The organism is Microbacterium barkeri, from assembly GCF_027921765.1.
GTDB lineage: Bacteria > Actinomycetota > Actinomycetes > Actinomycetales > Microbacteriaceae > Microbacterium > Microbacterium barkeri.
Genome location: NZ_BSEJ01000003.1, coordinates 1 through 25,951, shown reverse-complemented (window position 1 = coordinate 25,951; position 25,951 = coordinate 1). Strand labels below are relative to the sequence as shown.

The following is a 25,951-nucleotide window of genomic DNA, read 5'->3' as shown; positions in this document are numbered from 1 at the left end:
CGGTGCGTCGCCGTCGACGGCGTCCTTGCCGGATCGCTGCGCGCCGCGTGACAGCGACGTCGCTCTCGTGCTTGTCTCACCCCATGCACGATGACTCCGCCCTGATCGCGAGCCGCATCGCCCGCACCTACCGCGATCGCATCGCCCCGGCCATCCGCGCCGAGCAGGTCCTGATCGAGCTCGATGCGTGGGAGGCGCCGGACGAGCCGGTGCCCTTCGGCGCCGTGCCGCGCGACGGCTTCAGGCCGATCGCATCGGGCGACGCGTGGGGGCGCCCGTGGGGCACCACCTGGTTCCGCGTGCGCGCGGAGGTGCCGAGCGGATGGCGCGAGCGCGCGGAGGCGGGGACGCACGACATCGAGCTCGTCGTGGATCTCGGGTTCATCGCGGGGCAGCCCGGCTTCCAGTGCGAGGGCCTCGTCTACACGCCCGAGGGGAGCGTGCTCAAGGGACTCGAGCCGCGCAACGACTGGGTCGCCGTCGATGCGGCAGCCGCGCACGTCGACGTGCTCATCGAGGCGGCCTCGAACCCCGACGTGGGGTCGGACTGGGAGTTCCGCCCGACGGCGCTCGGTGACAAGGCGACGGCGGGGAGCGACCCCCTGTACCGCTTCGGGGGCGTGCGCCTCGTGCTGCGCGATCGCGAGGTCGCGGCGCTCGAGCGCGACTGGTCGACGCTCGAGGGTCTCCTCGCGGTGCTTCCCGAGCGGTCGACGCGGCGCGCGGGCCTGCTCCGCGCCCTCGAGCGGGCCTCCGACGCCCTCGACCCGGACGACGTCCCGGGGACCGCCGCGCCCGCGAGGGAGGCGCTCTCACCCGCGCTCGCCGCGGCATCCCCCGCCTCGACGCACCGGGTCGCGGCCGTCGGCCATGCGCACATCGACTCGGCGTGGCTCTGGCCCGTGCGCGAGACCATCCGCAAGTGCGCGCGGACGTTCTCGAACGTGCTCGACCTCATGGACCGCTACCCCGACTTCGTGTTCGCGGCGTCGTCGGCGCAGCAGTACGCGTGGATGAAGGAGCACTATCCCGAGCTCTTCGCGCGCATCCGCGAGCGCGTCGCCGAGGGGAGGTGGGCGCCGGTGGGCGGCATGTGGGTCGAATCCGACACGAACATGCCGGGCGGCGAGGCGCTCGCTCGCCAGTTCGTCGCGGGCAAGGGGTTCTTCCTGCGCGAGCTGGGGGTCGAGACGACTGAGGTGTGGCTGCCGGACTCCTTCGGATACTCCGGTGCGCTGCCGCAGATCGTCGCGGCATCGGGATCCGAGAACTTCCTCACCCAGAAGATCTCGTGGAACGAGACGAACGTCATGCCGCATCACACCTTCCTGTGGGAGGGCGTCGACGGCACCCGCGTGTTCACGCACTTCCCTCCTGTCGACACGTACAACTCCGACCTCGGCGCGGTCGACCTCGCGCGCGCCGAGCGCCAGAACGCCGAGCGCGGGATCAGCGATCTGTCGCTCGTGCCGTTCGGCTACGGCGACGGCGGGGGAGGGCCCACGCGCGAGATGATCGAGACCGGCCTCCGCAAGCGCGACCTCGAGGGGTCGCCTCGCGTCGACTTCCTGCGCCCCGACGCCTTCTTCGCGCAGGCCCGCGCGGGCCATCCGTCGCCGGCGACGTGGTCGGGCGAGCTCTATCTCGAGTTCCACCGCGGCACGTACACGTCGCAGGCGCGCACGAAGGCGGGCAACCGGCGCAGCGAGCACCTCCTGCGCGAGGCCGAGCTGTGGGCGACCGTCGCGACCGTGCGGCACGGGGCGCCGTACCCGGCCGATGCCCTTCGCCGCGCATGGGAGACCGTGCTCCTGCAGCAGTTCCACGACATCCTGCCCGGCTCGTCGATCGCCTGGGTGCACCAGCAGGCCGAGGAGAACTACGCGCGCGTGGCCGACGACCTCGAGGCGCTCATCGCCGGCGCGCTCGACGTGCTCGCGGGCGACGGCGATCAGGAGGTCGTGTTCAACGCGGCGCCCATCGCGCTCCACGGGGCGTCGGCGCTCGCCGCAGCGCCGACACGAGCGGATGGCGCGGGCTCATCCGTGCGCGAGGCCGACGGCGGGTACGTGCTCGAGTCGGACGCCCTCCGGGTCGTGATCGACGCCGACGGCGAGATCGTGTCGTTCGTCGACCGCCGAGCCGGCCGCGAGGTCGTGCCGCCCGAGGGGCGCGGCAACGTGCTGCAGCTGTTCCGCGACACCCCGAACCAGTGGGACGCGTGGGACATCGACCACCACTTCAACCGCACCCCGCTCGCGCCCGCCCGCACTGCGGCCATCCGGATCGAGGGGAACGCGGTCGTCGTGGAGCGCGAGGTGGGGAGGTCCTCCGTCGTGCAGCGCCTGCGGATCGCCCCGCACGGGTCCGCGCTCGACATCGAGACGACGGTCGACTGGCACGAGCGGCAGAAGCTCCTCAAGCTCGCGTTCGACGTCGACGTGCTCGCCGACACGGCGGCGTCGGAGATCCAGTTCGGACACATCCGCCGCCCGATCCACGCCAACACGTCGTGGGATGCCGCGCGGTTCGAGACCGTGGCGCATCGATGGCTGCACGTGGACGAGCCCGGCTTCGGCGTCACCATCGCGAACGACCGCGTGTACGGCCACGACGTGACGCGCCGTGCGCGTGCCGGCGGGGGCGGCGCGACGCGCGTGCGGGAGTCGCTGCTGCGGGCACCGGTGTTCCCCGATCCCGAGGCCGACCAGGGCGTGCACGTCTTCCGCCATGCGGTGTCGACCGGCGGGGTTCTCGATGCGGCGGCAGAGGGCTACCGGCTCAACCTTCCCCCGCGCATTCGGCGCGGTCGCCCCGTCGAGCCGATCGTGCGGATCGACGGAGCGCCCTCGATCCTCGTCGAGGCGGTCAAGCTCGCGGAGGACGGGTCAGGGGACGTCGTCGTGCGCCTGTACGAGGCCCGCGGGGCGCGTGCCTCGGGCCGGCTCGTGCCGGGGTTCGCGGTCGCCGATGCGCGGCGGACGGACCTCCTCGAGCGCGCGCTGGAGTCCGGGTCGGGCGATCCACTTGCTCTGGAGCTGCGGCCGTTCGAGCTCGTGACGCTGCGCCTGCGCCGGGCCTAGGGGCTGATCCGTCTCGCCGGGGAGGTGACGTCTCGCGCGACCGCGTCGGGATCGGGGCGCTCGGCCAGCAGCCGAAGGATCGGCCGCAGTGCCGCACGGACGCTCAGCACCCGCATCAGCGACTCGCGCAGCCAGGCGACGTCGGCGCCTCGTCGGAACATGAGCCTCGCCAGCGCCCGCGAGGTGCCCTGAGCGGCTTCGACGCGCGGGCGCTCGATGCGCTCCCATGCGTGAAGGACGGCCGTGAGCGTGTCTCGCTCGGCGTGCGCGAGCATGCGCGCGAGCATCCATGCCGACTCGATGGCCATCCCGGCGCCCATGCCCGCCGTTGGGAGGAAGCCCGCGGCTGCATCGCCCAGGAGGACGCCGCGTGACAGCACCCAGCGCCGTGCCCGGGCGTCGTCGAGGCGCCAGAGGTGCGGGTCGGGCGCCTCGACGACCGCGATGAGGGCCGCCTCGAGCCGCGTGCCGAGCCCGGAGGTCTTCTGCCGGACGCGTTCGGCGAATGCCGCCGGCCCGTCGAGAAGCTCTTCATCGGGCCCGCCGAGGAACACGCCCAGCCGATCCTTCACGGGGTACACGCCGAGGAAGAAGCCGTCGCCCCAGACCTCCTCGCCAAGGTCGTGCTCGCCGAGGTCGTCAGCCCACGCGACCCAGCCCGACCATCCCGTTGTGACGACGTCGGGCTCGGCCGCCCCGAGCACGGCGCGCATCCGCGAACGGATGCCGTCCGCGCCGATCACGAGGTCGAACGGCGCGGAAGCCTGTGGCGACCCCTCCCGATCCACGAACCGCGCGTGTCCGTCCGCATCGACCCGATCGATCGTCGTCCCCCACGTGACAGGGCAGCCGTGCGACGTCAGCACGTCGAGCAGCGCTCCGCGTGCGATCCCGTTGTAGTCGCCGTACACACGGAGCAGCTCGCCGAGCGGATCGGTCCGCAACGGGCGGCCGCGGTGCGAGCGGAACCGGTAGCGAGCGAGTGGCGTCCCGGCGGCGCGGCAGGCCTCCTGCACGCCCAGATCGGCGAACGCGCCGTCGACCGTCGGCATCAGGGCGAGCATGTAGCCCGGATGGTCCATCGTCGGCAGGTGATCCACGAGCACCGGATGCAGCCCCTGTCGGCGGAGCAGCTGAGCGGCCGTGATCCCTGCGACGCCGGCGCCGATCACCAGGACCCGGAGACGATCGTGGCGCTGGGCCGCGAGCTGTGCATCGAGCGCGGTGGGGATGAGCATGTTCCTCCTCTGGACCATCTGGTCCACTGGCACCCTACATCGTACTGGACCACCTGGTCCAGTACGATGTAGGCATGGCACAGCTCACCGGTCCGCATCGCGACGCGCTCATCGAGGCGACGGTCGTCGAATTCGCCGCGGTCGGCTACGAAGCCGCGTCGCTCAACCGCATCATCCGGTCGGCGGGAATCAGCAAGAGCTCCTTCTACCACGCGGTGTCATCGAAGGCGGAGCTCCTCGACGCCGTCGTGAGTGCGCTCATCGGCGAGGTGCGCATGCGCTGGAGCCCGCCGGACCCGCAGCGCTTCGCCGGGCGCGCCTTCTGGCCCCTCGTCGATGAGGTGCTGAACGACCTCGCCGAGCTCGGGGCCGAGGATCGTGCTCTCCAGCTTCTCGGGCGGATCTTCTATCTGCCGGCACCCGGAGCGGACGACGCGCGCATCGCCCTGCTCGACCGCGTCCGCGAATGGGTCCGACAGGTGCTGGATGTCGGGGTCGCCTCAGGCGAGGTGCGCGCGGATCTGCCCGTCGACGTCCTCGCGGCGGCCGCCTTCGGCCTTCTGCGCGGACTCGACGAATGGGCACTCGCTGCGCCCGCAGAGCGCGCACGCGCGGCCGCGGATGCACCCGCCGCGCTTCTGCGGTCCATGCTCGCGCCCGAGCGGCCTCAGAACAGGCGCGGGACGCCCGACTCGATGCCCTTCATCTCCTCGTAGTCGAGGGTCAGGCAGCGGATGCCGCGGTCCTCTGCGAGCACGCGGGCCTGCGGCTTGATCTCCTGGGCAGCGAACACGCCCTGCACGGGTGCGAGATGGGGGTCGCGGCCGAGAAGCTCGAGGTACCGCGTGAGCTGCTCGACGCCGTCGATGTCGCCGCGGCGCTTCACCTCGACCGCGATCGCGACGCCGGTCGAGTCGCGCACGAGGAGGTCCACGGGCCCGATCGCGGTGGGGTACTCCCGGCGCACGAGGGTCGCGCCGGTTGCGATGAGATCGACCTGCTCGGCGAGCAGGCGCTGCAGGTCGGCCTCGACGCCGTCCTTGATGAGGCCGGGGTCGACGCCGAGGTCGTGCTGCGTGTCGCTCAGCACCTCGTGGATGCGCACCGTCAGGGCGTCGCCGGTCTTCTTGTGCGTGACCTTCCACACCTGCACGACCCCGGCCGAGGCGAGCTCCTCATCCGGCTCGACGACGTCGAGACGGCAGGGCGGGCTCATCCAGTTCAGCGGCTTGTACGAGCCGCCGTCCGAGTGCACGAGCAGGCTCCCATCGCCCTTGTGCATGAGCACGCGCGTGGCGAGCGGCAGATGCGCATTGAGTCGACCGGTGTAGTCGACGGAGCAGCGGGCGATGACGAGACGCACCGCACGAGCCTAACCGTCGAGAGGGGCTCTGGAGCGCCTCAAGATGCGTGCCGCAGAGGGCATTTCCCAGGTTTTCGGCAGGATCACGCGGATCGGCACCTAGAATGGAGGGAAACCCCGCACCTGACCCGCCGCGCGCGACGAGCCAGAGGAGATGCCTATGCTCGTGCTCCTGGCGATGTTCGCGGGCGGAGCCCTTCTGCTTCCGGTTCTGGCGAAGTGGCTCGGAGCGCGGGTCTTCTGGGTCGCGGCCCTCTTCCCCCTCGCGGCGCTCGTGCATGCGGTGGTCGTCTCGCCCCGTGTGATCGACGGCCCCATTCCGTTCGAGTCATACACCTGGATCGGGCCGCTCGACGTCGCGCTCTCGATGCGGATGGACACGCTGAGCTGGGTCATGACCCTGGTCGTGACCGGCGTGGGCGCGCTCGTCATGCTCTACTGCCGTGTGTACTTCCGCGGCAAGACGTCGGGTCTGGGCCGCTTCTCGGCGGTGCTCCTCGCCTTCGCGGGGGCGATGTACGGGCTCGTGCTGACCGACGACGCCGTCATGCTCGTCATGTTCTGGGAGATGACGAGCATCCTCTCGTACCTCCTCATCGGGCACTATCACACACGTGCCGCGAGCCGCCGTGCTGCCCTGCAGGCACTCCTCGTGACGACGCTCGGCGGCCTCGTCATGTTCGTCGGCGTCGTGATCCTCGTCGTGGTCGCGGGCACCACGAGCCTGTCGGGCATCCTCGAGCTCGCGCCGACCGGCCCGCTCGTCGATGTGGCGCTCGTGCTCCTGCTCGTGGGCGCCGTCAGCAAGTCGGCGCTGTTCCCCCTGCATTTCTGGCTTCCCGGTGCGATGGCCGCGCCGACTCCGGTCAGCGCCTACCTCCACGCCGCCGCCATGGTGAAGGCGGGCATCTACCTGCTCGCCCGGTTCGCTCCCGCCTTCGCCGAGAGCGACCCCTGGCGCCCCGTGGTCGTCACGCTCGGCGTCGTGACGATGATCCTCGCCGGCGTCCAGGCGCTGCGCGAGACCGACCTCAAGCGCATCCTCGCCTTCGGCACGGTGAGCCAGCTCGGGTTCATCTCGACGGTGATCGGCTTCGGCGCGCGAGACACCGCGCTCGCGGGCATCGCGCTCCTCCTCTCGCACGCGCTGTTCAAGTCGGCCCTCTTCCTCGTCGTGGGCGTGATCGACCGTCAGCTCTCGACGCGCGACATCGACGAGCTGAGCGGCGTCGGCCGTCAGGCGCCGACGATGGCGGCCCTCTCGATGGTCGCCGTCGCGACGATGGCCGGCCTGCCGCCGACCCTCGGGTTCGTGGCGAAGGAGGCCGCCTTCACGGCGCTCCTCGACGAGGCGCTCGCGGGCGACGTCTGGGGTCTCATCGCCCTCGTCGGCGTGGTGCTCGGATCGGCGCTCACGCTCGCGTACGGCCTCCGCTTCGTCTGGGGCGCGTTCTGGACGAAGCGCGACGCGAGCGGCGCGCAGCGGGAGCAGACGCACTGGCCCGATCCGCCGCTCGGGTTCCTCACGTCCCCGCTCATCCTCGCGTCGCTCGCGCTCGCGGGCGGGCTCGTCGCGCCGCTCCTCGACGACGTCCTGTCGGGCTATGCCGACACCGCCCTGGGCGACGGGCACTACCACCTCGCGCTCTGGCACGGTCTCGAGCCCGCACTCCTGCTGTCGCTGCTCACGATCGTCGCGGGCGCCGGCGTCTTCTGGGTCGCGCGCCGCACCGGCTGGGATGCATCGGGCCGCGTCCTGCGCATCCAGGCGGCCGACGTCTACTACGCGACGACCCGCACGGTCGACCGCCTGTCGGTCGCGGTGACCTCGCTCACCCAGCGCGGGTCGCTGCCCCTGTACGTCGGCACGATCTTCGTCGTGTTCGTGGCCGCGGAGGGGACCGTGCTCATCGCCGGCCACGAGTGGCGCGTCGCGCTCGACGCGTGGCAGCACCCCGTGCAGCTCGCCGCCGCACCGCTCATGATCGCCGCGGGCATCCTCGCGGTGCGCGCGCGGAAGCGCTACACGGGCGTCGTGCTCGTCTCGGTCACGGGGCTCGGGATGGTCGTGCTCTTCGCGGTCGAGGGCGCTCCCGACCTCGCGCTCACGCAGGTGCTCGTCGAGGCGATCACCCTCATCGCCTTCGCGCTCGTGCTGCGCCGACTGCCGTCTCGGCTCGGAAGCCACAACGACTCGGTGGCCCCCGTGGCGCGCGCCGTCCTCGCGATCGCGGTCGGCATCACGATGGCGGTCGTGGCCGTCCTCGCCTCGAGTGCGCGCATCCACGAGCCGATCTCGACGGCGTGGGGCGAGATGGCCTACGAGATCGGCCACGGCCGGAACATCGTGAACGTCGCCCTCGTCGACCTGCGCGGGTGGGACACGATGGGCGAGCTCTCGGTGCTCGTCCTCGCGGCGACCGGCGTCGCGTCGCTCGTGTTCGTCACGCACCGCTCCGACACGCTGCGCTCGACGACCCGGAAGCTCCCGCGGGCCGCGCGCAAGGCGGGCCGCACACGCCCGCTCGTGGAGACGACGGATGGGATCCGCACCGAGACGAGCGCCAACCGCGACCGGCCGCGCGCGTGGCTCGTCGGCGGACAGCGGATGAGCCGCGAGGCGCGCTCGATCCTGCTCGAGGTGATCGTGCGCATCCTCTTCCACACGATCATCGTCGTGTCGCTCTATCTGCTCTTCGCAGGCCACAACCTGCCCGGCGGCGGATTCGCGGGCGGGCTCGTCGCCGGCATGGCGCTCGTCATGCGGTACATCGCCGGAGGGCGATATGAGCTCGGTGTCGCGGCGCCGGGCGACGCCGGCCAGCTGCTGGGCATCGGGATGGTGCTCGCGGTGGGGACTGCGGTCGTGCCGCTGCTGTTCGGGCTCGACCCGCTCACGCGCGGGGTCTGGGAGGCCGATCTGCCGCTCGTCGGCCACGTCGAGTTCGTCACGTCGACGATCTTCGACATCGGCGTCTACCTGGTCGTCATCGGGCTCGTGCTCGACGTCCTGAGGAGCCTCGGCGCCGAGGTGGATCGCCAGCTGCGCACCGAGAAGGATGCGCAGGAGCAGACGGCGGTGACCCGATGACCACCTCGTTCACGCTCATCGCGATCATGGCCGGCCTGTACGCGGCGGGCGTCTACGCGATGCTCGAGCGGAGCCTCACGCGCGTGCTCATCGGCTTCCTGCTCCTCGGCAACGCGACGAACCTCCTGCTGCTGACCGTCATGGGGTACCCCGGGGTCTCGCCGTTCTACGGCGACGACGGGCCGCAGAGCGATCCCCTCCCGCAGGCCCTCATGCTCACGGCGATCGTCATCACCTTCGCCGTGAGCGCATTCCTCCTCGCGCTCATCTACCGGTCGTGGCAGCTCGGCCGGGCCGACACGGTCGAGGACGACGAGGAGGACCTGTCGCTGCGCGAGCGCGCGATCCAGACGGAGGACGTGCTCGAGGTCGAGGAGGAGGACGCGGAGACCGGCGACGAGTCGGTCACCGACTTCGTGGGCGTCGCCGCGTCGCCCATCACACTCCTGCACGCGGCGGATGCCCCGGGCCTGCAGGATGACGCCCCCGTCGACATACCGGATTCGGAATACAGACGCCGCGCTGATCAGGACGACCGAGGGGAGGAGAGCCCGTGAGCAACCTCGTGCCGCTCCTCGTCGCCATCCCGCTCCTCGGAGCGGCCCTGACCCTCATCTTCGGTCGCCGGCGCCGCCTCCAGGTGACGCTGTCGATCCTCACGCTGAGCGTGACGTTCGTGCTCGCGGTCGTGCTCCTCATCGCGGTCGACCTCGGCACGCCGCTCGCGGTCTCGGTCGCCGGATGGCCGCTGCCGTTCGGCATCGTCCTGTACGTCGACCGGCTCGCAGCCCTTCTCGTCGCCGTGTCGAGCGTCGTGCTCCTCGCCGTCCTCCTCTTCTCGGTCGGCCAGGGCGCGGCGGACGGCGACGACGAAACCCCCGTCTCGATCTTCCACCCGTCGTACCTCATCCTCGCGGCGGGCATCTTCAACGCCTTCATCGCGGGAGACCTCTTCAACCTCTACGTGGGGTTCGAGATCCTGCTCGTCGCGTCGTACGTGCTCATCACGCTCGGCGGCACGAAGGCGCGGATCCGCTCGGGCGTCGTCTACATCGTCGTCTCGCTCGTGTCGTCGATCCTCTTCCTGTCGTCGATCGCCGTGATCTACGGCGCGCTCGGCACCGTGAACATGGCGCAGATCGCCGAGCGGATGGTCGAGCTCCCCTCCGACGTGCAGCTCGTCATCCACGTGCTGCTCGTGCTCGCGTTCGCGATCAAGGCGGCCGTCTTCCCGCTGTCGTTCTGGCTGCCCGACTCGTACCCGACCGCGCCCGCGCCGGTCACGGCCGTCTTCGCGGGCCTCCTCACCAAGGTGGGCGTGTACGCGCTCATCCGCACCGAGACCCAGCTCTTCCACGACTCCGACATCAACGCGCTGCTGCTCGTCGTCGCCCTCGCGACGATGCTCGTCGGCATCCTCGGCGCCGTGGCGCAGGCCGAGCTCAAGCGCATCCTCTCGTTCACGCTCGTGAGCCACGTCGGCTACATGATCTTCGGGCTCGCGATCGCGACCGAGGAGGCCGTCGGGGCGACGATCTACTACATGGTCCACCACATCGTGGTGCAGACGACCCTCTTCCTCGCGGTCGGCCTCATCGAGCGCCGCGCGGGGTCGACGTCGATCCTCAAGGTCAAGGGCCTCTTCGCGGCGGCGCCGCTGCTCGCGGCGCTGTACTTCATCCCCGCGCTCAACCTCGGCGGCCTGCCGCCGTTCTCGGGCTTCATCGGCAAGTTCGCCCTCTTCGAGGCGGCCGCCCGCGTGGGCACTCCGCTCATGTACGTCGTCATCGCGGGCGGCATCATCACGTCGCTGCTCACGCTGTACGCCCTCATGCGCGCGTGGAATCTCGCGTTCTGGCGCGAGGAGGAGGACTCGACCGAGACCGAGGTCCGCATCTCGCACCTCTCCGACGCCCCCGCGGCGGGTGTGCAGACCGAGCGCCGGGTCATCCCGCGGATCATGACGACCGCGACGGTCGGGATGGTCGCGGTCACGGTGGGCCTGACCGTCTTCGCGGGCCCGCTCTACGATGTCTGCGAGCGGATCGGCCAGTCGCTGCTCGAGCCGATTTCGCTCGTCCAGCTCGAGGACGTGGAGGGCGGAGCATGAGCCCGGCAGCTCCCCGCACGCTGCTCAGCCGGGTCTGGCGGCAGCTTCCGTTCTTCGTCTGGCTCGTCGTGCTCTGGATGCTGCTCTGGGGCCAGTTCACGGTGCTCGCCGCGGTCACGGGCCTCGTCATCGCGCTGTTCGTGACGACCGTGTTCCGCCTGCCGACGGCCGAGCTCTCGGGACGCGTCAACATCTGGTTCGGCGTGGTCTTCGTCGTCGTCTTCCTCGCATCGCTCGTCCGCGGTGCGGTCACCGTGGCGTGGCAGACCCTGACGCCCGGGCAGCCCGGCGCCGCGATCATCCGCGTCCCGCTGCGCATCGACGACGACCTCGTGATGACCCACACCGCGGTCGCGACCTCGCTCATCCCGGGATCGCTCGTCGTCGAGGCCGATCGCGAGAACCGCGTGCTGTATCTGCACGTGATCGGCGTCCGCTCGGCGGCGGATGTCGAGAGCCAGCGCGCGTCCGCCCTCCGCTGGGAGGCGCGCGCCGTGCGCGCGGTCGGCTCGCGCGAGGATGTCGCGCTCATCCGGGACGGCGCACCTGCCGTCGAGGACCGCATCGCGCAGGGAGGCGCCCGATGAACCCGCTCGTCATCGCCATCCTCGCGGTCTTCGCGATCGCTGCCGCGCTCACGATCGTGCGGATGGTCGTGGGCCCGTCGATCCTGGATCGCGCGGTCGCGAGCGATGTGCTGCTGAGCATGGTGCTGTGCGTTCTCGGCGCGGAGGCGGTCATCAACCAGCACACGCGCACGCTGCCGATCATGCTCATCATCGCCGCGATCGGCGTCTTCGGCTCGATCGCGGTGGCCCGCTTCGTCGCGCGGAAGGAGCAGGACCGATGAGCGGCGACGAGATCCTCGACACCACGGCCCTCGTTCTCGTCCTGGTGGGGGCGCTGCTGTGCCTCACGGCCGCGATCGGCCTCCTGCGCTTCCGCGACGTGCCGTCGCGCCTCCACGCCGCGACGAAGCCCCAGGTGCTGGGCCTCCTCCTCATCGCGATCGCGGCCGCGCTGTCGCTGCGGTCGTGGGCGGCCGTGGCGATGCTCGTGCCGATCGTCGTCATCCAGATGGCGACCGCGCCGCTCTCGGCGCACATGGTCGGCCGCCAGGCGTACCGGAACAGGACGATCGACGAGGAGAGCCTCTTCGTCGACGAGCTCGCCGCCGACGCCGGTTCGAGCGACGAGCTCGCGAGCCCGCCCCACCCGCGAGACTAGCGCTCGTCGTCGAGGCTAGTGCTCCGTGCGTCGGTCTCGACGACCGGGGCTAGTCTCGACCGCGACGGAGGCCACCCACGCCCGCTGACGCGGAGTCTCGACGGCGCGCGGGTGATAGTGCGCGCGCGTCCAGGCGACCGCCTCGGATGCCGGGACCCCGCTCATCCGCGCCAGGACGGCGATGGCCGTCCCCGTCCGGCCGACCCCTCCGCCGCACACGATCTCGACGCGATGCAGCGCCGCGCGCCGGTGCGCTTCACGGAGCGCGTCGAGCGCATCCTCGGGGTGGCGTGGAAGCCGGAAGTCGCCCCACCGCACCCATCTGCTCGGCCACGCGGCGACGTGGGGGTCGCGGGACAGCAGGTAGACCGCGAACTCCGGGTCGGGCGCTGTCCCGCGCGGCCTGCGGAGGCCCGTTCCCCGAACCGTCCGGCCATCCGGCAGCCGCACCGCACCCAGCACGTCCGACCAGTTGCCCATCTGCGCACCTCCCTGCCCGTCTGCACGCCAGAGTAGGGATCGCCGTCGGCCGAGCGGCCGTTTCTCGGGAGAACTGCGGAAAACCCCACCACTTACGGAGGAGCGCCCCACTGCCCCTCATGCGGCCGCTCCGTAGCGTCGACAGCATGCAGAATGACGCGGAGAACCTGAACGCGATCGCCGAATGGGCGGTCTCCCTGATGGAGACCCTCGGCGGGCCGGGGGTGGGGCTGGCGATCGCCCTGGAGAACCTGTTCCCGCCGCTTCCGAGCGAGATCATCCTCCCTCTGGCCGGCTTCACGGCGAGCCGCGGCACCTTCAGCCTGCTGGAGGTGCTCCTGTGGACGACGGTCGGCTCGGTTCACGGCGCGCTCGTGCTCTACGGCCTGGGCGCGCTGCTCGGCCGCGAGCGCCTGCGTCGGATCGTGGCCCGGGTCCCTCTGATGAAGGTGCAGGATGTCGACCGGGCGGAGGCATGGTTCGCGCGCCACGGTTCGAAGGCGGTGCTCTTCGGGCGCATGCTGCCGCTCGTCCGGAGCCTCATCTCGATCCCTGCCGGGATCGAGCGTATGCCGCTGATGAGGTTCACCCTCCTCACGGCCGCCGGAAGCGCTCTCTGGAACACCGCGTTCGTGCTGGCAGGTTTCGGTCTCGGCGAGCACTGGCACGTCGTCGAGCGGTATGCAGACGTCCTCCAGCTGCTTGTCATCGTCGGAATCGGGGCAGCGGCCCTCATCTTCGTCGTCGTGCGTGTCCGACAGCGGAGCCGGGCGAAGATGGTCTCATGAGTTCGGCGGCACGCCCCATCAGGCGGCACGACGGGCGCTTCGTCCGCCGTGCCGCAGCGGCATCCGGGTCGCTGGTGCTCGGCGCTCTTCTCGTGCCCGCTCTCCTGTTCGCGATCCTCGCAGCGCCGCTCTCGACGGCACCCGCACGGACGATCGCGGCGTGGTCGGCGAGACGCCTGACGCGCGTGGACGGCAACGACCGGAGCGTGCCGCCGCCAGGGGAGCGACTCATCCTCCTCCTCCTCGTGCAGACGGTACTCGGCGTCATCGCCTGCGCGGTGCTCGTCCTGCTCGCCCTCGGGATCGTGGTGGCCGTCGAGATGCTCTTCGGCGCGGCGACGGGCGCTGCCGTGCCGATCTTCGCGGCCGCCCCCGGCGCGGTCACCTGGCCGGTCGTCGCCGGGTACGCGCTCCCCGGGGTCCTCCTGCTGTTCCTCGCCGTCTCGGGCCTCGCGGGGATTGCGTGGCTCGACCGGCGAGCGTGGGCGCGGTTCGCACGACCCGGGGCCGGGGAGCTCGCGCGTGAACTGTCCCGGCTCCACGGGACGCTCGACGACGTCGTCGCCGCGGTCGACGCGGAGCGTCGCCGCATCGAGCGGGACATCCACGATGGCGTGCAGCAACGCGTGGTGGCACTGTCGATCCTTCTGGCGCGCGCTGAACGCGCGGCCGAGGCCGCCGACCGACGCGAGCTGCATCGGCGCGCGCGGGAGGAGACGCAGCGGATCCTCGACGACTTGCGCGCGGTCGCCTGGCGCACATACCCCGCCATGCTCATCCGCGACGGTCTTTCCGCGGCGCTCGCGGCGCTGCGGGAGCGCACCGAGATCCCGATCCGACTGCGCGCCGACATCCCGCGTCTCACCGATCGTGCGGCCGAGGCCGCGGCCTACTTCGTGGCCAGCGAGGCGGTCACGAATGCACTCAAGCACTCGGGCGCGCCGCGCATCGACATCGACCTCGCGTTCACGGGACGCGCGCTCGTCCTCACCGTGCGAGACGAGGGACGCGGCGGGGCGGATCCGGATGGCCCCGGGCTCTCCGGCATCGCCTCCCGCGTGCAGGCGCGCGGCGGCGTCCTCACGGTGGACAGCCCCAGAGGAGGGCCGACGACGGTGGAGGCGGTGATCCCTTGCGCATAGCACTCGCCGAGGACTCGGCACTCCTGCGTGAGGGGCTCAGCCAGCTCCTCGCCGCCGAGGGCCACACCGTCGTCTACGCCGCGGGAACGGCGGATGCGGTCCTTCGCTTCGTCGAGGCCGATCCGCCGGATCTCGTGATCCTCGATGTCCGGATGCCGCCCGATTTCGTCGATGAGGGCATCCACGCGGCGTTGCGGATCCGCAGCGACCACCCTGATGTGGGTGTGCTCGTCCTCTCGCAGTATGTCGAGCAACGGCATGCGAGCCGCCTTCTGGACGGGCGCGGCGGCGTCGGATACCTCCTGAAGGACCGCGTTTCGGACATCACGGGCTTCCTCGATGCCCTCTCGCGGGTGCGCGACGGAGGGACCGCGTTCGATCCGGAGGTGATCCGACAGCTCATCGCAGCGAAGGAGTCGCCGGACACGCGCATCACGGCGCTCACTGATCGAGAGCGCTCGGTCCTGGAGCTCATCGCGCAAGGGCACAGCAACGCGTCAATCGCGCAGCGCCTCTACCTCAGCCAGAGCGGGATCGAGAAGCACATCAACACGATCTTCGGCAAGCTTGAGATCGCACAGGATTCGACGGTGAACAGGCGTGTGCTCGCCGTGCTCGCATTCCTCCGAGGCTGATCCGAGGAGGAGCCTCCTCAGCTGGCGAGTGCGTAGCCGAAGGCCGAGGCGACGCCCGCGTTCGTCACGGAGCCGCCGAACACGTTGAGTCCCTTCGCGAGGGCGGGGTCGGCCTGCGCGGCCGCATGCCAGCCGCGGTCGGCGATGGCGGCGATGTAGGGCAGCGTCGCGTTCGTCAGGGCACGCGTCGACGTCTCGGGCACGGCGCCGGGCATGTTCGCGACGCAGTAGAAGAGGCTGTCGTGCACGGGGAAAGTCGGGTCGTCGTGGGTCGTCGCGTGCGAGCCCTCGAAGCATCCGCCCTGGTCGATCGCGATGTCGACGAGCAGCGATCCGGGCTTCATCGCGGCGACCATCTCGTCGGTGACGAGCTTGGGGGCCGCTGCCCCGGGGATGAGCACCGATCCGATCACGAGGTCGGCGCGCTCGAGCGCCTCCCCGATCGCGTACCGCGTCGAATGCCGCGTCTGCAGGGCTCCGCCGTACCGGTGCTCGAGCTCGCGCAGGCGCGGCAGGCTCACGTCGATCACAGTGACCTGCGCGCCGAGGCCGAGCGCACTCGCCGCGGCATGCTCGCCCGCGACACCGCCGCCGATGACGACGACCTCGGCACGCGGGGCGCCGGCGATGCCGCCGAGCAGCATCCCCCGGCCACCCTGCGGCCGAGTGAGGTGATAGGCGCCGACGGCGATCGAGAGGCGTCCGGCGACCTCGCTCATGGGCGTGAGGAGCGGGAGCGACCGGTCGGCGAGCTGCACCGTCTCATACGCGACGGACGTCGTTCCGGCCGCCATGAGCGCGTCGGTCAGCGGCTGGTCGGCGGCGAGGTGGAGGTAGGCGAACAGCGTCAGGTCGTCGCGCAGGTGGCCGTACTCCGAAGCGATCGGCTCCTTGACCTTGACGAGCAGCTCGGCGTCGCCCCACACCGTCTCCGCGTCCGAGACGATGCGGGCGCCCGCGGAGCGGTAGTCATCGTCGGAGAAGTGCGATCCGGCCCCCGCGCCCGCCTGCACGAGCACCTCGTGACCGCGATGGACGAGGGCGTCGGCGCCCGCCGGCGTGAGGGCCACGCGGTTCTCGTTGTTCTTGATCTCGGTGGGGATTCCGATGCGCATGGTGGGGCTCCTGGTCTCCGTCGACGGCGCGCGGCCTCGTGAGCCGCTCTCCTTCGATGCTCGCAGGATCATCGCCCGAGGTCATCCGGTCCCGAAGATCCTTCGGAAAGGGAGCGGATGTCGCTACGCTTTCGTCCATGGACGGCCCCGGACGCGACCCGCGATCGAAGGATGTTCGAACCGAGCGGCTCGACGACCTCGATGCCCGCATCCTCGCCATCCTCGAGCGCGAGGGGCGGATCACGAACGCCGACCTCGCGGCGGCTCTCGACATCGCGCCCTCGACCGCCCACGCGCGCATGCGCTCGCTCGTCGAGCGCGGTGTCATCACCGGCTTCCACGCCAGCGTCGACCAGGAGCGCCTCGGCCGCGGCCTGCAGGCGATGGTCGGGGTCACGCTGCGCCCCGGGTCACGACATGACAGCATCGTCGCGTTCGCCGACGAGGTGCGGCGCCTGCCGCAGGTCGTGCAGCTGTTCTTCATCGGCGGCGCCGACGACTTCCTCGTCCACATCGCGGTCGAGCGCGCATCGGACGTCCGGCAGTTCGTCGTCGACCATCTCTCCGCGCAGCCGTCGGTCGCGACCACGCGCACGAGCATCATCTTCGAGTACCACCGCAACGCCGTGGCAGCGCCGTTCCGCTGACCCGCGCGGACGGCCATCCTGTTGCGCTCTGTGTCGCCTGGTTGGCGGGTCGGCGGCGCGTCTGCCTACCGTGGAATCCCTGCACCCGAGGAGCTTCACATGGCATTCCGCATTCGCACTCTGGCACCCCTCGCCGTCGTCGGCCTCCTGGCCGTTGCCGGCTGCGCCTCCGGTGGCGGCGACGCCGCCGAAGAGCCCGCCGCGGAGACCCGCGGAACCGAGGCCGACCCCGTTCAGCTCGGCGTCGTCGGCGCGAGCGAGCCCTACTGGGCCGTCTTCGAGGCCGCGGCCGAGGAGGAGGGCATCTACGTCGACATCGTCGACTTCACCGAGTACACGCAGCCCAACCCCGCGCTCAGCGAGGGCGAGCTGGACATCAACCAGTTCCAGCACATCCTCTACCTCGCCGACTACAACGTCTCGGCCGGAGATGACCTGCAGCCCATCGGCTCGACGGCCATCTACCCGCTCGGCCTCTACTCCGACAAGTACGACAGCGTCGAGGACATCCCCGAGGGCGAGACGGTCATCGTGCCGAACGACACGACGAACCAGGCCCGCGGCCTGCTCGTCCTCCAGTCGGCGGGCCTCATCGAGCTGAAGGATGGCGGCAGCCCCTTCTCGACGCTCGAGGACGTCGTCGAGGACGAGTCGCGCGTGAAGGTCGAGGGCCTGGACGCATCGCTCATCGGCACGTCGCTGCCCGACGTCGCGGCCGCGATCATCAACAACGACTTCCTGGAGAACGCCGGTCTCACCGGCGAGGACGCGATCGCGTCGGACGACCCGTCGGACCCCTCGGCGCTCCCGTACGTCAACATCTTCGCGACGCGCGCCGAGGACGTCGACGACGAGGTGCTGAACAAGCTGGTCGAGATCTACCAGACCAACCAGGACGTGCTCGACGGCGCTCAGGAGAGCGCGAGCGGCACGGCCGAGTTCGTGCAGACGCCCAAGGAGGAGCTCCAGGCGTCGCTCGAGGAGGTCCAGGAGCAGGCGCAGAGCGCCGGCTGACCGACCCCGCCGCGTTACGATACGCGGGTGGCCCGAGGCCGCCCGCGTATCGCGCTTTCCGAGAGCCGAGGAGCCATGCCGCACATCACGATCTCCGATGTCACGAAGAGCTATCCGCCGCAGCGGCGCGGCGACGGGCCGGTGGTCGCCGTCGACGGCGTCTCGCTCGAGATCGAGCGGGGCGACGTGTTCGGCATCATCGGCTACTCCGGAGCCGGGAAGTCGACACTCGTCCGGCTCATCAACGGCCTCGAGCCGGTGACGGCCGGCTCGATCGACGTCGACGGCACCGACATCACGGCCATCCCCGAGCGGCGGCTGCGTGAGCTGCGGCAGGGCATCGGCATGATCTTCCAGCGCTTCAATCTGCTGCGCTCGCGCACGATCAGCGGCAACGTCGCGTATCCGCTCGAGGTGGCGCGGATGCCCCGGGCCGAGCGCGCGAAGCGGGTCGCGGAGCTTCTCGATTTCGTCGGGCTCGCGGACAAGGCGAATGCGTACCCCGAGCAGCTCTCAGGGGGCCAGCAGCAGCGCGTCGGGATCGCCCGCGCGCTCGCCGCGAACCCGGGCATCCTGCTCGCCGATGAGGCGACGAGCGCCCTCGACCCGGAGACGACCGACGAGGTGCTCGACCTGCTCGCGCGAGTGAACCGCGAGCTCGGCATCACGATCGTCGTCATCACGCACGAGATGGACGTGATCGCGCGGATCGCGAACAAGGTCGCAGTCATGGAGCGCGGTCGGGTGGTCGAATCGGGCCTGACATACGACGTCTTCACGCGGCCGCAGACGGAGACGGCCAAGCGCTTCGTGCGCACGGTCGTCCGCGCGCTTCCCGATGGGGACGCCCTCGCGGCGCTCCGGACGCAGCACGAGGGCCGCTTCTTCACGATCTCGTTCACGGACGAGGGCGCGTCGGAGGCCCGCGTGTTCGGCGCCCTCGCGCGAGCGGGGGTCGACTTCAACCTCGTGCACGGCGGCGTGGACGACATCCAGGGACGCGTGTACGGCCTCCTGACGATCGCCGTGCGCGGCGACGAGCAGGCCGTGCGCGGCGCTCTCGCCGAGATCGGCGACGGCGTCACGGTGACGGAGGTGGCCGCGTGAACGACATCCTGGAGCAGATCGGCGATATCTTCCCGGAGCTCGTCGAGCAGACCGGCGTCATGCTGTGGCTCGTCGCAGCCTCGCTCGTCATCGGCGGGATCGCGGGCCTCGTCGTGGGCACAGCGCTCTTCGTCACGCGTCGCGGCGGCGTGCTCCAGCAGCCCGTCGTCTACTGGGTGCTGAACCTGCTCGTCAACACGTTCCGCCCGATCCCGTTCATCATCTTCCTCGCGGCGCTGCAGCCGCTCGCGCGCTATGTGATCGGAATCGGGATCGGCAACGCCGCGGTGATCTTCGCGATCTCGATCGCCGCGACGTTCGGCATCGCGCGGATCGTGGAGCAGAACCTCGTCACGGTCGACACCGGGGTGATCGAGGCGGCCCGCTCGACCGGCGCCGGGCCGTGGCGCATCATCCTCACCGTGATCCTGCCCGAAGGACTCGGCCCCCTCGTGCTGGGCTACACCTTCGCGACGATCGCGATCATCGACATGTCGGCCGTCGCGGGCATGATCGGCGGCACGGGCCTGGGCAACTACGCCATCGCCTACGGCTATCGTCAGTTCGATCCGGTCGTGACCGCCGGCGCGCTCGTGATCATCATCATCGTGACGCAGCTCGTGCAGGCGATCGGCAACGGTCTCGCGCGGCGCATCCTGCGGCGCTGAGGCGGGCCTCCGAAGCGCCGGAGGCCCGCCTCGGAGGTCGTCAGGCTCCGCTGTTGACCATCCACTGCACGCCGAAGCGGTCGGACAGCATGCCGAACCAGTCGCCCCACGGCGCCTGCTCGAACGGAACGACCACGCTGCCCCCGTCGGCGAGCTTCTCGAAGATGCCGCGGAGCTCCTCGGCGTCGCCGTCGAAGATCGTGACCGACAGGTTCGCGCCCTCGTCGCGCGGCATGCCGGTCGGGGTGTCCGAGGCCATGAGCGTGAAGCCGTTCTCGAGCTCGAGCTGGCCGTGCATCACCTTGTCGGCATCGGCCTCATCGAGCTCGGGGCTGGGGTACTCGCTCATCTTCGAGATGTTGAGCGTGCCGCCCAGCACGCTCTGGTAGAACTCGAGCGCCTCCGCGGCGTTGTCGACGAAGCTGATGTAGGGCGAGATCTTGAAGGCCATGGGATGTCCTCTCTCCGCCGGGCCCGCTGCCCGGATCCGAGATGAGGATGGCACGGGGCGCCGACATCCGGAAGGCCGTCTCGTGAACGCATCGCGACGCGACCCGACCTAGGGTGAGGCCATGGACATCCTCGGCATCATCGGCGTGATCGGGATCGGTGTGGCCGGCCTCATCTGGCTGGGCGCGATCATCTACGCCATCGTGAAGACCATCGCCGACCCCGCCATCGGCGGTGTGCTCAAGCTGCTGTGGATCATCGTGATCCTGGCGTTCCCGCTCGTGGGGCTCATCATCTGGGTCATCGCGCACGACCGGATCAACGCGAGCATCGGGCGCTGATCCGGTACGACGAAGCGGCCCCTCCGATCGGAGGGGCCGCTTCGTCAAGACTGCATTTCGACTCGCTGCGCTCGCTCAATGACCGGGCAGCTCGCTGCGCTCGCCGGGCTCAGTCCGTGCCGGTGTCGAACGCGGCGGACTCGCCCGCGGCGTCGAGCGCCTCGTCGGCCTCCGTGCCGGCCGTGATCTCCTCGGCCTCGCCCTTCTCGAGGGCGCCGATGAGCTCGCCCGTCGTGCCGCCGATGAGGCCACGCGAGACGTAGCCCTCGAGGCGCGAGCGCGAGTCGGCGATGTCGAGGTTGCGCATGGTGAGCTGGCCGATGCGGTCGGTCGGGCCGAACGCCGCGTCGCCGACGCGCTCCATGGAGAGCTTCTCGGGTGCGTACGACAGGCCGGGGCCCTCGGTCGCGAGGATCGTGTAGTCCTCGCCGCGGCGCAGGCGCAGGGTGACGGTGCCGGTGATCGTCGATCCGACCCACTTCTGGATGGACTCGCGCAGCATGAGCGACTGCGGCTCGAGCCAGCGGCCCTCGTACATGAGACGGCCGAGGCGGCGACCCTGCTCGTGGTAGGTCGCGAGGGTGTCCTCGTTGAGGATGCCGTTCACGAGGCGCTCGTAGGCGATGAAGAGGAGCGCCATGCCCGGCGCCTCGTAGATGCCGCGCGACTTCGCCTCGATGATGCGGTTCTCGATCTGGTCGCTCATGCCGAGGCCGTGGCGGCCGCCGATGCGGTTGGCCTCGAAGACGAGCGCGACCGGGTCGGAGAACTCGACGCCGTTGAGGGCGACCGGGCGGCCGGCGTCGAACGTGACCGTGACGTCCTCGGTCTCGATCTCGACGGCCGGGTCCCAGAAGCGGACGCCCATGATGGGCTCGACGGTCTCGAGCGAGACGTCGAGCTCCTCGAGGGTCTTCGCCTCGTGCGTGGCGCCCCAGATGTTCGCGTCGGTCGAGTACGCCTTCTCCGCGGAGTCGCGGTAGGGGTAGTCATGCGCGACGAGCCATTCGCTCATCTCCTTGCGCCCGCCGAGCTCGGAGACGAACTGCGCGTCGAGCCACGGCTTGTAGATGCGCAGGCGCGGGTTGGCGAGCAGGCCGTAGCGGTAGAAGCGCTCGATGTCGTTGCCCTTGTAGGTCGAGCCGTCGCCCCAGATGTCGACGCCGTCCTCCTTCATCGCGCGCACGAGCAGCGTGCCCGTGACCGCGCGCCCGATGGGCGTCGTGTTGAAGTAGGTCCGACCCGCCGAGCGGATGTGGAACGCGCCGCATGCAAGGGCCGACAGGCCCTCCTCGACGAGCAGCGGCTTGCAGTCGATAAGGCGCGAGGCCTCCGCGCCGTAGGTCAGGGCGCGGCCGGGGATCGACTCGATGTCGTCCTCATCGGGCTGCCCGAGGTCGCCGGTGTAGGTGAACGGGATGGCTCCCTTGTCGCGCATCCACGCGACCGCGACGGAGGTGTCGAGACCCCCGGAGAAGGCGATGCCGACGCGCTCGCCGACGGGGAGGGATTCCAGGACCTTCGACATGCTCTCCATCCTAGAGCCGCGCGGCTCCCCGCCCGATTCGGCGGCCATCCGGCGCTACGCGATCGGCGTGCGCTCCTCGGGGAGCCGGCCGGCGGCCATCCGCTCGGCCGCCGTGCGCGCTGCGCGCCAGCGCCCCACGCCGATGACGGCGGCGCCGATGACGCCCATGGCCGAGGCGATGCCGACGATGTACAGCGCGACCCCGCCGTATCCGCCCTGGAGATGCGGATCGAGGAACGGATACGGGTACCACCAGGGATTGCCGGTCGCCGGCCCCGTGATCGCGTTCGCGCGGAGCAGCGTGTACACGGCCCAGACGACGGGGAAGGCGATCACGACGGCCAGCGCGCGCCAGGGCAGGGCGCCGCGTCGCGGGGCGACGAGCACGTCGGCGAGCAGGAAGAGCGGGCCGACGACGTGGAGCACCTCGTTCGCCCACGCGACCGAGGTCGTCGGGTCCTCGATGCCGCGAAGGAGGATGTTGTAGACGACGCCCGTCACGATCATGTACGTCGAGACGCAGGCGAGCAGAAGCGACAGCCCCGCGGGCTCGCGGCGGCCGTCGCGACCGCGGGTCCACGTCCAGATCGCGGCGACCACGAGCAGGATGGCGCTCGAGAGGTTCGACTCGATCGTGAAGTAGCTGAAGAAGTTCGAGATCACGGTCGGCAGGTGAGACGCGTGCGCCTCCGTCTTCGTCAGCGCGTTGCCGACCGTCCGCGAGAACTGCGCAGCGGTCGCCGAGACGAGGGCGATCGCGGTCGCGATGCGCGCGATCTGCCATGCCGTGGTCCAGGCGCGCGAATCTGCGGTCATGCCGCCGAGACTATCCGCCGGGATGGGCAGGGCGGGAGCACCGCGCGGCTCAGCTCGAGAACGCCTCCGTGAGCGCGGGAGCGTGCGCGAACAGCGCAGGAGCGCCGCCCGTGTGGAGGAACAGCACGTCCTCGTCGTCGGAGTACGCGCCCGAGCGGACGCCGGCGATGAGCGCGGCCGCCGCCTTCCCCGTGTAGACCGGGTCGAGGAGGATGCCCTCGGTGCGCGCGAAGAGCTGGATGGCCTCGGTGCCGCCCTCCGTCAGGACGCCGTAGCCCGGGCCGATGTGCGCCGCGTCGAGCCAGGGCGACTCGGCGGGCTCGCGCCCGAAGAACCCGAGCACCTCGCGCGAGATCCACTCGACGGTGTCGGTCAGGGCGTCGACTTCGGGCGAGACGGCGACGCCGTGGATCCGCGGGCGACCGGCGCCGGGAAGCAGCTCGCGGGCCGCGAGGAGGCCCGCATGCGTGCCGCCGCTGCCGTTCGCGAAGACGATCTCGTCGAAGGTGCGGCCGCTGTCGGCGAGCTCCGCGTACGACTCGAGATACCCGAGGGCGCCGACCGGTGTCGAGCCTCCCGTCGGGATGAGGTACGGCCGGAGGCCGTCCTGCCGCAGCTGCGCGACGACCGCGTCGGCTGCCGCGATCTCGGGGTGCGCGTCATCCGCCGTCTCCTCGACGAGCACGACCTGCGCCCCGAGCGCTCGGTCGAGGAGCACGTTGCCCGAGCCGCGGTACTCGGGCGTCGCGTCGGCGGGCACCCGCAGCACGAGGACGCACTCGAGCCCGGCCTTGGCCGCGGCGGCTGCCGTCTGGCGGGCGTGGTTCGACTGGCCGGCGCCGACGGTGACGATCACGTCGGCACGGTGCTGCCGTGCGTCGGCGAGGAGGTACTCGAGCTTGCGCGTCTTGTTGCCGCCCAGCGCGAGACCCGTCAGGTCGTCGCGCTTGACCCAGAGCCGTGGACCGCCGCCCAGCTTGTCGCGCAGGCGGTCGAGCGGCTGCAGGGGCGTCGGCGCGACCGCGAGATCCTCGCGCAGGGTGCGGAGGTCTCGGATGGCCGGATCCGCGACATCGAGGAAGAGCGGGTCGAGGAGCGCATCGGCGGTCATGCCCGTCAGCATAGGCCGCATCGTCAGGGGATTCCGAGCGTTCCCTGCGACCTCATCAGGCTCCGCGCAGGCCGTTCTGAGCCCGCACAGGGGCACCGCTGGGGCGCGGCCTGTTCTCTGGATGCCTGGATGCAGGGTGCATCCGGGGAGGAGGCATCATGGAAGCGATCCTGCAGGCGCTCGTCGCCCTTCCGCTCATCGCGGTCGTCGCGGCCCTTGCGCTGGAGCCGCTCGTCGACGAACGGGCCTGACGGTCAGGTGGTCGGCCGCGGGTTCTGCGGAGCGCCCGGCTGCTCGCGGCCATCCGAGACCCACAGCGGGTCGAACGAGCGGTGCGCCGTGACCCGGTCTGCGATGCTGTCGAGTCGCGCGACGACCTCCGGGTCGAGGCGCACTCCGACGGCGCCGAGGTTCTCGTCGACGCGGTCGGCGAAGCGCGTGCCGGGGATGGGCACGACCGGGAGCCCCAGCTGCTCGCCCTTCGCGGAGAGCCAGGCGAGCGCGAGCTGTGCGGGTGTCACGCCGGCGTCGGCCGCGAGGTCGCGCACCTCGGCGAGGATCGGCGCGTTGGCTGAGAGTGCCTCGGGCGCGAAGCGCGGGAACTTCGGCCGCCCGTCGCCCTCGACCATCGCCGCGGCGTCGAACGCGCCGGTGAGCCACTGCCTGCTGAGCGGGGAGTAGGGCACGAAGCCCACGCCGAGCTCGCGCGCTGCCGAGACGACGTGCGCTTCGACGTCGCGGCTGACGATGCTCCACTCGCTCTGCACGGCGGCGATCGGATGGACCGCAGCGGCCCGGCGCAGCTCGTCTCCGGTGGGCTCCGAGAGGCCGATGTGGAGGACCTTGCCCTCCTGCACGAGCTCAGCGAACGCGCCGACGGTCTCCTCGATGGGCACGTTCGGGTCGACGCGGTGCTGGTAGTAGAGGTCGACGTGGTCGGTGCCGAGGCGGCTGAGGCTCAGGTCGATCTGCTCGCGGATGTGGGCGCGGTCGCCGCGCACCGACCTCTCGCCGATGCGGCCGCCGGGCACGATGCCGCACTTCGTCGCGAGCTGCACCTCGTCGCGACGCGTGGCGAGGAGCCGCGAGATGATGCGCTCGCTGCGGCCCTCGCCGTACACGTTCGCGGTGTCGATGAACGTCACGCCCGCATCGACCGCGTGCGTGAGCGTGCGGAGGGCGTCGTCATCGGAGATCGGGCCGTACACGTCCGTGAGGGACATGCCGCCGTATCCCTGCGGTGAGACGCGCAGGTCGTCTCCGAGGTCGACGAGGGCGGATGTCCGGGTGTCGGTTGCGCTCACGAACGCGAGCGTACCGGCCAGCCACCCAGGTCGGGGCAGTCGGCAGTCGAGGCAGTCAGCAAGGTGTGCCGTGGTGGGTCAGGTGCGGATGCGGGTGAGGGTGCGGCGGATGCGGGTGCGTATGCGGGTGGCGGATCCTTGTGCGGGGCGGGGTGTGCAGTCGCGGTCGATCCAGCGGGGCGGGACGATGTAGGGCACGCCGTGGTGCATGTGGATGGTCCAGCCGGAGGTGTCGAGGTGGTGGTGGTGCCACCAGCAGAGCAGGACGCCGTTGTCGGTTTCGGTGGGTCCGCCGTGGGCGTGGTCTTGGACGTGGTGGATCTCGCACCAGGCGGCGGGGATGGTGCAGCCGGGGATGATGCAGCCTCCGTCGCGGGCGACGATGGCTTTGCGTTGGGTGGGGGTGAAGCAGCGTTGGATGCTGCGCAGCTCGAGGATGCGTCCTTCGGGGGTGAACACGGCGCGGAGGATGTCTCCGGTGCATCCGATCCGGCGGGCCACGGTGGCGGGGACGGGCGCGTCGACGCCGTCGAGGTGCGCGATGCCGTGCCGGCCGTCGCCGGTGTCTGTGGTGGTGAGGTCGTCGGCGGTGATGTGGATCATGACGGTGGGGGCGGCGCCGCCGAGGGTGGGGGTCTCGGCGGCGCGTGAGGCGGCCTGGATCATCGCGAAGAACGCGTCGTGGCGTTTCTG

General features: G+C 70.8%; 26 protein-coding genes. 16 read left to right on the top strand and 10 right to left on the bottom strand.

Annotation, left to right across the window (positions count from 1 at the left end; translation table 11 throughout):
• Positions 1–83 precede the first annotated feature (83 nt).
• A complete protein-coding gene (locus tag PKE79_RS04470) occupies positions 84–3,083 on the top strand; it encodes an alpha-mannosidase (RefSeq protein WP_271172467.1) in 3,000 nt (999 codons plus the stop codon).
• On the opposite strand, the gene PKE79_RS04465 is transcribed toward PKE79_RS04470, so the two are convergent.
• Positions 3,080–4,321 carry an FAD-dependent oxidoreductase gene (locus PKE79_RS04465; protein ID WP_271172466.1) on the bottom strand — a complete coding sequence of 414 codons (1,242 nt, stop codon included), beginning with the start codon at positions 4,319–4,321 and terminating at the stop codon, positions 3,080–3,082. The two genes, PKE79_RS04470 and PKE79_RS04465, sit on opposite strands and share 4 nt — an antisense overlap.
• Before the next feature lie 74 nt (positions 4,322–4,395).
• Between PKE79_RS04465 and PKE79_RS04460 the strand changes: the two genes are divergently transcribed.
• Positions 4,396–5,037, top strand: coding sequence for a TetR/AcrR family transcriptional regulator (locus PKE79_RS04460; protein WP_271172465.1), 642 nt, complete (start codon positions 4,396–4,398; stop codon positions 5,035–5,037).
• On the opposite strand, the gene nucS is transcribed toward PKE79_RS04460, so the two are convergent.
• Positions 4,989–5,684 (bottom strand): endonuclease NucS, encoded by a 696-nt coding sequence (gene nucS / locus PKE79_RS04455; RefSeq protein WP_271172464.1) that lies wholly within the window; start codon positions 5,682–5,684, stop codon positions 4,989–4,991. The two genes, PKE79_RS04460 and nucS, sit on opposite strands and share 49 nt — an antisense overlap.
• A gap of 160 nt (positions 5,685–5,844) precedes the next feature.
• Here nucS and PKE79_RS04450 point away from each other — a divergent pair, with 160 nt between their 5' ends.
• From PKE79_RS04450 to mnhG, 6 genes are read left to right on the top strand one after another with little or no spacing between them, the layout of a single operon-like run.
• The gene (locus tag PKE79_RS04450) at positions 5,845–8,775 is read left to right on the top strand and encodes a Na+/H+ antiporter subunit A (protein WP_271172463.1); all 2,931 of its coding nucleotides are present in this window, start codon (positions 5,845–5,847) and stop codon (positions 8,773–8,775) included.
• The gene (locus PKE79_RS04445; RefSeq protein WP_271172462.1) at positions 8,772–9,332 is read left to right on the top strand and encodes a Na(+)/H(+) antiporter subunit C; all 561 of its coding nucleotides are present in this window, start codon (positions 8,772–8,774) and stop codon (positions 9,330–9,332) included. Before PKE79_RS04450 ends, PKE79_RS04445 begins: the two co-directional genes overlap by 4 nt.
• Positions 9,329–10,885: a Na+/H+ antiporter subunit D gene (locus PKE79_RS04440; protein WP_271172461.1), complete on the top strand. Its 1,557-nt coding sequence runs from the start codon at positions 9,329–9,331 to the stop codon at positions 10,883–10,885. The genes PKE79_RS04445 and PKE79_RS04440 overlap by 4 nt, the downstream gene beginning before the upstream one ends.
• A complete protein-coding gene (locus PKE79_RS04435) occupies positions 10,882–11,472 on the top strand; it encodes a Na+/H+ antiporter subunit E (protein ID WP_271172460.1) in 591 nt (196 codons plus the stop codon). The genes PKE79_RS04440 and PKE79_RS04435 overlap by 4 nt, the downstream gene beginning before the upstream one ends.
• On the top strand, positions 11,469–11,735 hold the full coding sequence (locus PKE79_RS04430; RefSeq protein ID WP_271172459.1) for an MrpF/PhaF family protein: 267 nt from the start codon (positions 11,469–11,471) through the stop codon (positions 11,733–11,735). The genes PKE79_RS04435 and PKE79_RS04430 overlap by 4 nt, the downstream gene beginning before the upstream one ends.
• Entirely contained in the window at positions 11,732–12,112 is a 381-nt protein-coding gene (gene mnhG / locus PKE79_RS04425; protein WP_271172458.1) for a monovalent cation/H(+) antiporter subunit G, read from the top strand. The genes PKE79_RS04430 and mnhG overlap by 4 nt, the downstream gene beginning before the upstream one ends.
• Before the next feature lie 15 nt (positions 12,113–12,127).
• Here mnhG and PKE79_RS04420 read toward each other — a convergent pair whose 3' ends face one another.
• A complete protein-coding gene (locus PKE79_RS04420) occupies positions 12,128–12,592 on the bottom strand; it encodes a protein-tyrosine phosphatase family protein (RefSeq protein ID WP_271172457.1) in 465 nt (154 codons plus the stop codon).
• Between the two features lie 146 nt (positions 12,593–12,738).
• Between PKE79_RS04420 and PKE79_RS04415 the strand changes: the two genes are divergently transcribed.
• Genes PKE79_RS04415 through PKE79_RS04405 form a run of 3 tightly spaced genes read left to right on the top strand, consistent with a single transcriptional unit; the run spans position 12,739 to position 15,157 of the window.
• Positions 12,739–13,380 (top strand): DedA family protein, encoded by a 642-nt coding sequence (locus tag PKE79_RS04415; protein ID WP_271172456.1) that lies wholly within the window; start codon positions 12,739–12,741, stop codon positions 13,378–13,380.
• Positions 13,377–14,522: a sensor histidine kinase gene (locus PKE79_RS04410; RefSeq protein WP_271172455.1), complete on the top strand. Its 1,146-nt coding sequence runs from the start codon at positions 13,377–13,379 to the stop codon at positions 14,520–14,522. The genes PKE79_RS04415 and PKE79_RS04410 overlap by 4 nt, the downstream gene beginning before the upstream one ends.
• A complete protein-coding gene (locus tag PKE79_RS04405; RefSeq protein WP_271172454.1) occupies positions 14,513–15,157 on the top strand; it encodes a response regulator transcription factor in 645 nt (214 codons plus the stop codon). Before PKE79_RS04410 ends, PKE79_RS04405 begins: the two co-directional genes overlap by 10 nt.
• 17 nt (positions 15,158–15,174) lie before the next feature.
• Here the strand turns inward: PKE79_RS04405 and ald are convergent, their stop codons facing one another.
• Complete coding sequence (gene ald, locus PKE79_RS04400) at positions 15,175–16,272, bottom strand: alanine dehydrogenase (RefSeq protein ID WP_271172453.1); 1,098 nt, start codon at positions 16,270–16,272, stop codon at positions 15,175–15,177.
• A 137-nt stretch (positions 16,273–16,409) separates the two neighbouring features.
• On the opposite strand from ald, the gene PKE79_RS04395 reads away from it, so the two are divergent.
• From PKE79_RS04395 to PKE79_RS04380, 4 genes are all read left to right on the top strand, one after another.
• The gene (locus PKE79_RS04395; protein WP_271172452.1) at positions 16,410–16,919 is read left to right on the top strand and encodes an Lrp/AsnC family transcriptional regulator; all 510 of its coding nucleotides are present in this window, start codon (positions 16,410–16,412) and stop codon (positions 16,917–16,919) included.
• Between the two features lie 99 nt (positions 16,920–17,018).
• Positions 17,019–17,933 carry a MetQ/NlpA family ABC transporter substrate-binding protein gene (locus tag PKE79_RS04390; RefSeq protein ID WP_271172451.1) on the top strand — a complete coding sequence of 305 codons (915 nt, stop codon included), beginning with the start codon at positions 17,019–17,021 and terminating at the stop codon, positions 17,931–17,933.
• A gap of 75 nt (positions 17,934–18,008) precedes the next feature.
• Positions 18,009–19,040, top strand: coding sequence for a methionine ABC transporter ATP-binding protein (locus PKE79_RS04385; RefSeq protein ID WP_271172450.1), 1,032 nt, complete (start codon positions 18,009–18,011; stop codon positions 19,038–19,040).
• Positions 19,041–19,099: 59 nt separating this feature from the next.
• Complete coding sequence (locus PKE79_RS04380; RefSeq protein WP_271172679.1) at positions 19,100–19,708, top strand: methionine ABC transporter permease; 609 nt, start codon at positions 19,100–19,102, stop codon at positions 19,706–19,708.
• Positions 19,709–19,748: 40 nt separating this feature from the next.
• On the opposite strand, the gene PKE79_RS04375 is transcribed toward PKE79_RS04380, so the two are convergent.
• Positions 19,749–20,159, bottom strand: a complete 411-nt coding sequence (locus PKE79_RS04375) for a VOC family protein (RefSeq protein WP_271172449.1) — start codon at positions 20,157–20,159, stop codon at positions 19,749–19,751.
• A gap of 121 nt (positions 20,160–20,280) precedes the next feature.
• On the opposite strand from PKE79_RS04375, the gene PKE79_RS04370 reads away from it, so the two are divergent.
• On the top strand, positions 20,281–20,499 hold the full coding sequence (locus tag PKE79_RS04370) for a PLDc N-terminal domain-containing protein (protein WP_271172448.1): 219 nt from the start codon (positions 20,281–20,283) through the stop codon (positions 20,497–20,499).
• Between the two features lie 109 nt (positions 20,500–20,608).
• Here PKE79_RS04370 and argG read toward each other — a convergent pair whose 3' ends face one another.
• The 5 genes from argG to PKE79_RS04345 all read right to left on the bottom strand — a co-directional run.
• Entirely contained in the window at positions 20,609–22,027 is a 1,419-nt protein-coding gene (gene argG / locus PKE79_RS04365) for an argininosuccinate synthase (RefSeq protein ID WP_271172447.1), read from the bottom strand.
• A 54-nt stretch (positions 22,028–22,081) separates the two neighbouring features.
• Complete coding sequence (locus PKE79_RS04360) at positions 22,082–22,843, bottom strand: Pr6Pr family membrane protein (protein ID WP_271172446.1); 762 nt, start codon at positions 22,841–22,843, stop codon at positions 22,082–22,084.
• 49 nt (positions 22,844–22,892) lie between these two features.
• The gene (locus PKE79_RS04355) at positions 22,893–23,954 is read right to left on the bottom strand and encodes a D-cysteine desulfhydrase family protein (protein ID WP_271172445.1); all 1,062 of its coding nucleotides are present in this window, start codon (positions 23,952–23,954) and stop codon (positions 22,893–22,895) included.
• A 254-nt stretch (positions 23,955–24,208) separates the two neighbouring features.
• Positions 24,209–25,258 carry an aldo/keto reductase gene (locus PKE79_RS04350; RefSeq protein ID WP_374727754.1) on the bottom strand — a complete coding sequence of 350 codons (1,050 nt, stop codon included), beginning with the start codon at positions 25,256–25,258 and terminating at the stop codon, positions 24,209–24,211.
• A gap of 78 nt (positions 25,259–25,336) precedes the next feature.
• Positions 25,337–25,951, bottom strand: a 615-nt coding sequence (locus PKE79_RS04345) for an HNH endonuclease signature motif containing protein (RefSeq protein WP_271172444.1), incomplete at its 5' end; no start/stop codon positions are given.

Coding starts and splice junctions, on each gene's coding strand:
- PKE79_RS04465 (WP_271172466.1), bottom strand. CDS start 4,321: ATGCTCATCCCCACCGCGCTCGATGCACAGCTCGCGGCCCAGCGCCAC.
- PKE79_RS04380 (WP_271172679.1), top strand. CDS start 19,100: ATGCTGTGGCTCGTCGCAGCCTCGCTCGTCATCGGCGGGATCGCGGGC.
- PKE79_RS04460 (WP_271172465.1), top strand. CDS start 4,396: ATGGCACAGCTCACCGGTCCGCATCGCGACGCGCTCATCGAGGCGACG.
- PKE79_RS04385 (WP_271172450.1), top strand. CDS start 18,009: ATGCCGCACATCACGATCTCCGATGTCACGAAGAGCTATCCGCCGCAG.
- PKE79_RS04445 (WP_271172462.1), top strand. CDS start 8,772: ATGACCACCTCGTTCACGCTCATCGCGATCATGGCCGGCCTGTACGCG.
- ald (WP_271172453.1), bottom strand. CDS start 16,272: ATGCGCATCGGAATCCCCACCGAGATCAAGAACAACGAGAACCGCGTG.
- argG (WP_271172447.1), bottom strand. CDS start 22,027: ATGTCGAAGGTCCTGGAATCCCTCCCCGTCGGCGAGCGCGTCGGCATC.
- PKE79_RS04390 (WP_271172451.1), top strand. CDS start 17,019: ATGGCATTCCGCATTCGCACTCTGGCACCCCTCGCCGTCGTCGGCCTC.
- PKE79_RS04435 (WP_271172460.1), top strand. CDS start 10,882: ATGAGCCCGGCAGCTCCCCGCACGCTGCTCAGCCGGGTCTGGCGGCAG.
- PKE79_RS04410 (WP_271172455.1), top strand. CDS start 13,377: ATGAGTTCGGCGGCACGCCCCATCAGGCGGCACGACGGGCGCTTCGTC.
- PKE79_RS04395 (WP_271172452.1), top strand. CDS start 16,410: ATGGACGGCCCCGGACGCGACCCGCGATCGAAGGATGTTCGAACCGAG.
- PKE79_RS04355 (WP_271172445.1), bottom strand. CDS start 23,954: ATGACCGCCGATGCGCTCCTCGACCCGCTCTTCCTCGATGTCGCGGAT.
- mnhG (WP_271172458.1), top strand. CDS start 11,732: ATGAGCGGCGACGAGATCCTCGACACCACGGCCCTCGTTCTCGTCCTG.
- PKE79_RS04430 (WP_271172459.1), top strand. CDS start 11,469: ATGAACCCGCTCGTCATCGCCATCCTCGCGGTCTTCGCGATCGCTGCC.
- PKE79_RS04420 (WP_271172457.1), bottom strand. CDS start 12,592: ATGGGCAACTGGTCGGACGTGCTGGGTGCGGTGCGGCTGCCGGATGGC.
- PKE79_RS04370 (WP_271172448.1), top strand. CDS start 20,281: ATGGACATCCTCGGCATCATCGGCGTGATCGGGATCGGTGTGGCCGGC.
- PKE79_RS04375 (WP_271172449.1), bottom strand. CDS start 20,159: ATGGCCTTCAAGATCTCGCCCTACATCAGCTTCGTCGACAACGCCGCG.
- PKE79_RS04360 (WP_271172446.1), bottom strand. CDS start 22,843: ATGACCGCAGATTCGCGCGCCTGGACCACGGCATGGCAGATCGCGCGC.
- PKE79_RS04415 (WP_271172456.1), top strand. CDS start 12,739: ATGCAGAATGACGCGGAGAACCTGAACGCGATCGCCGAATGGGCGGTC.
- PKE79_RS04450 (WP_271172463.1), top strand. CDS start 5,845: ATGCTCGTGCTCCTGGCGATGTTCGCGGGCGGAGCCCTTCTGCTTCCG.
- PKE79_RS04470 (WP_271172467.1), top strand. CDS start 84: ATGCACGATGACTCCGCCCTGATCGCGAGCCGCATCGCCCGCACCTAC.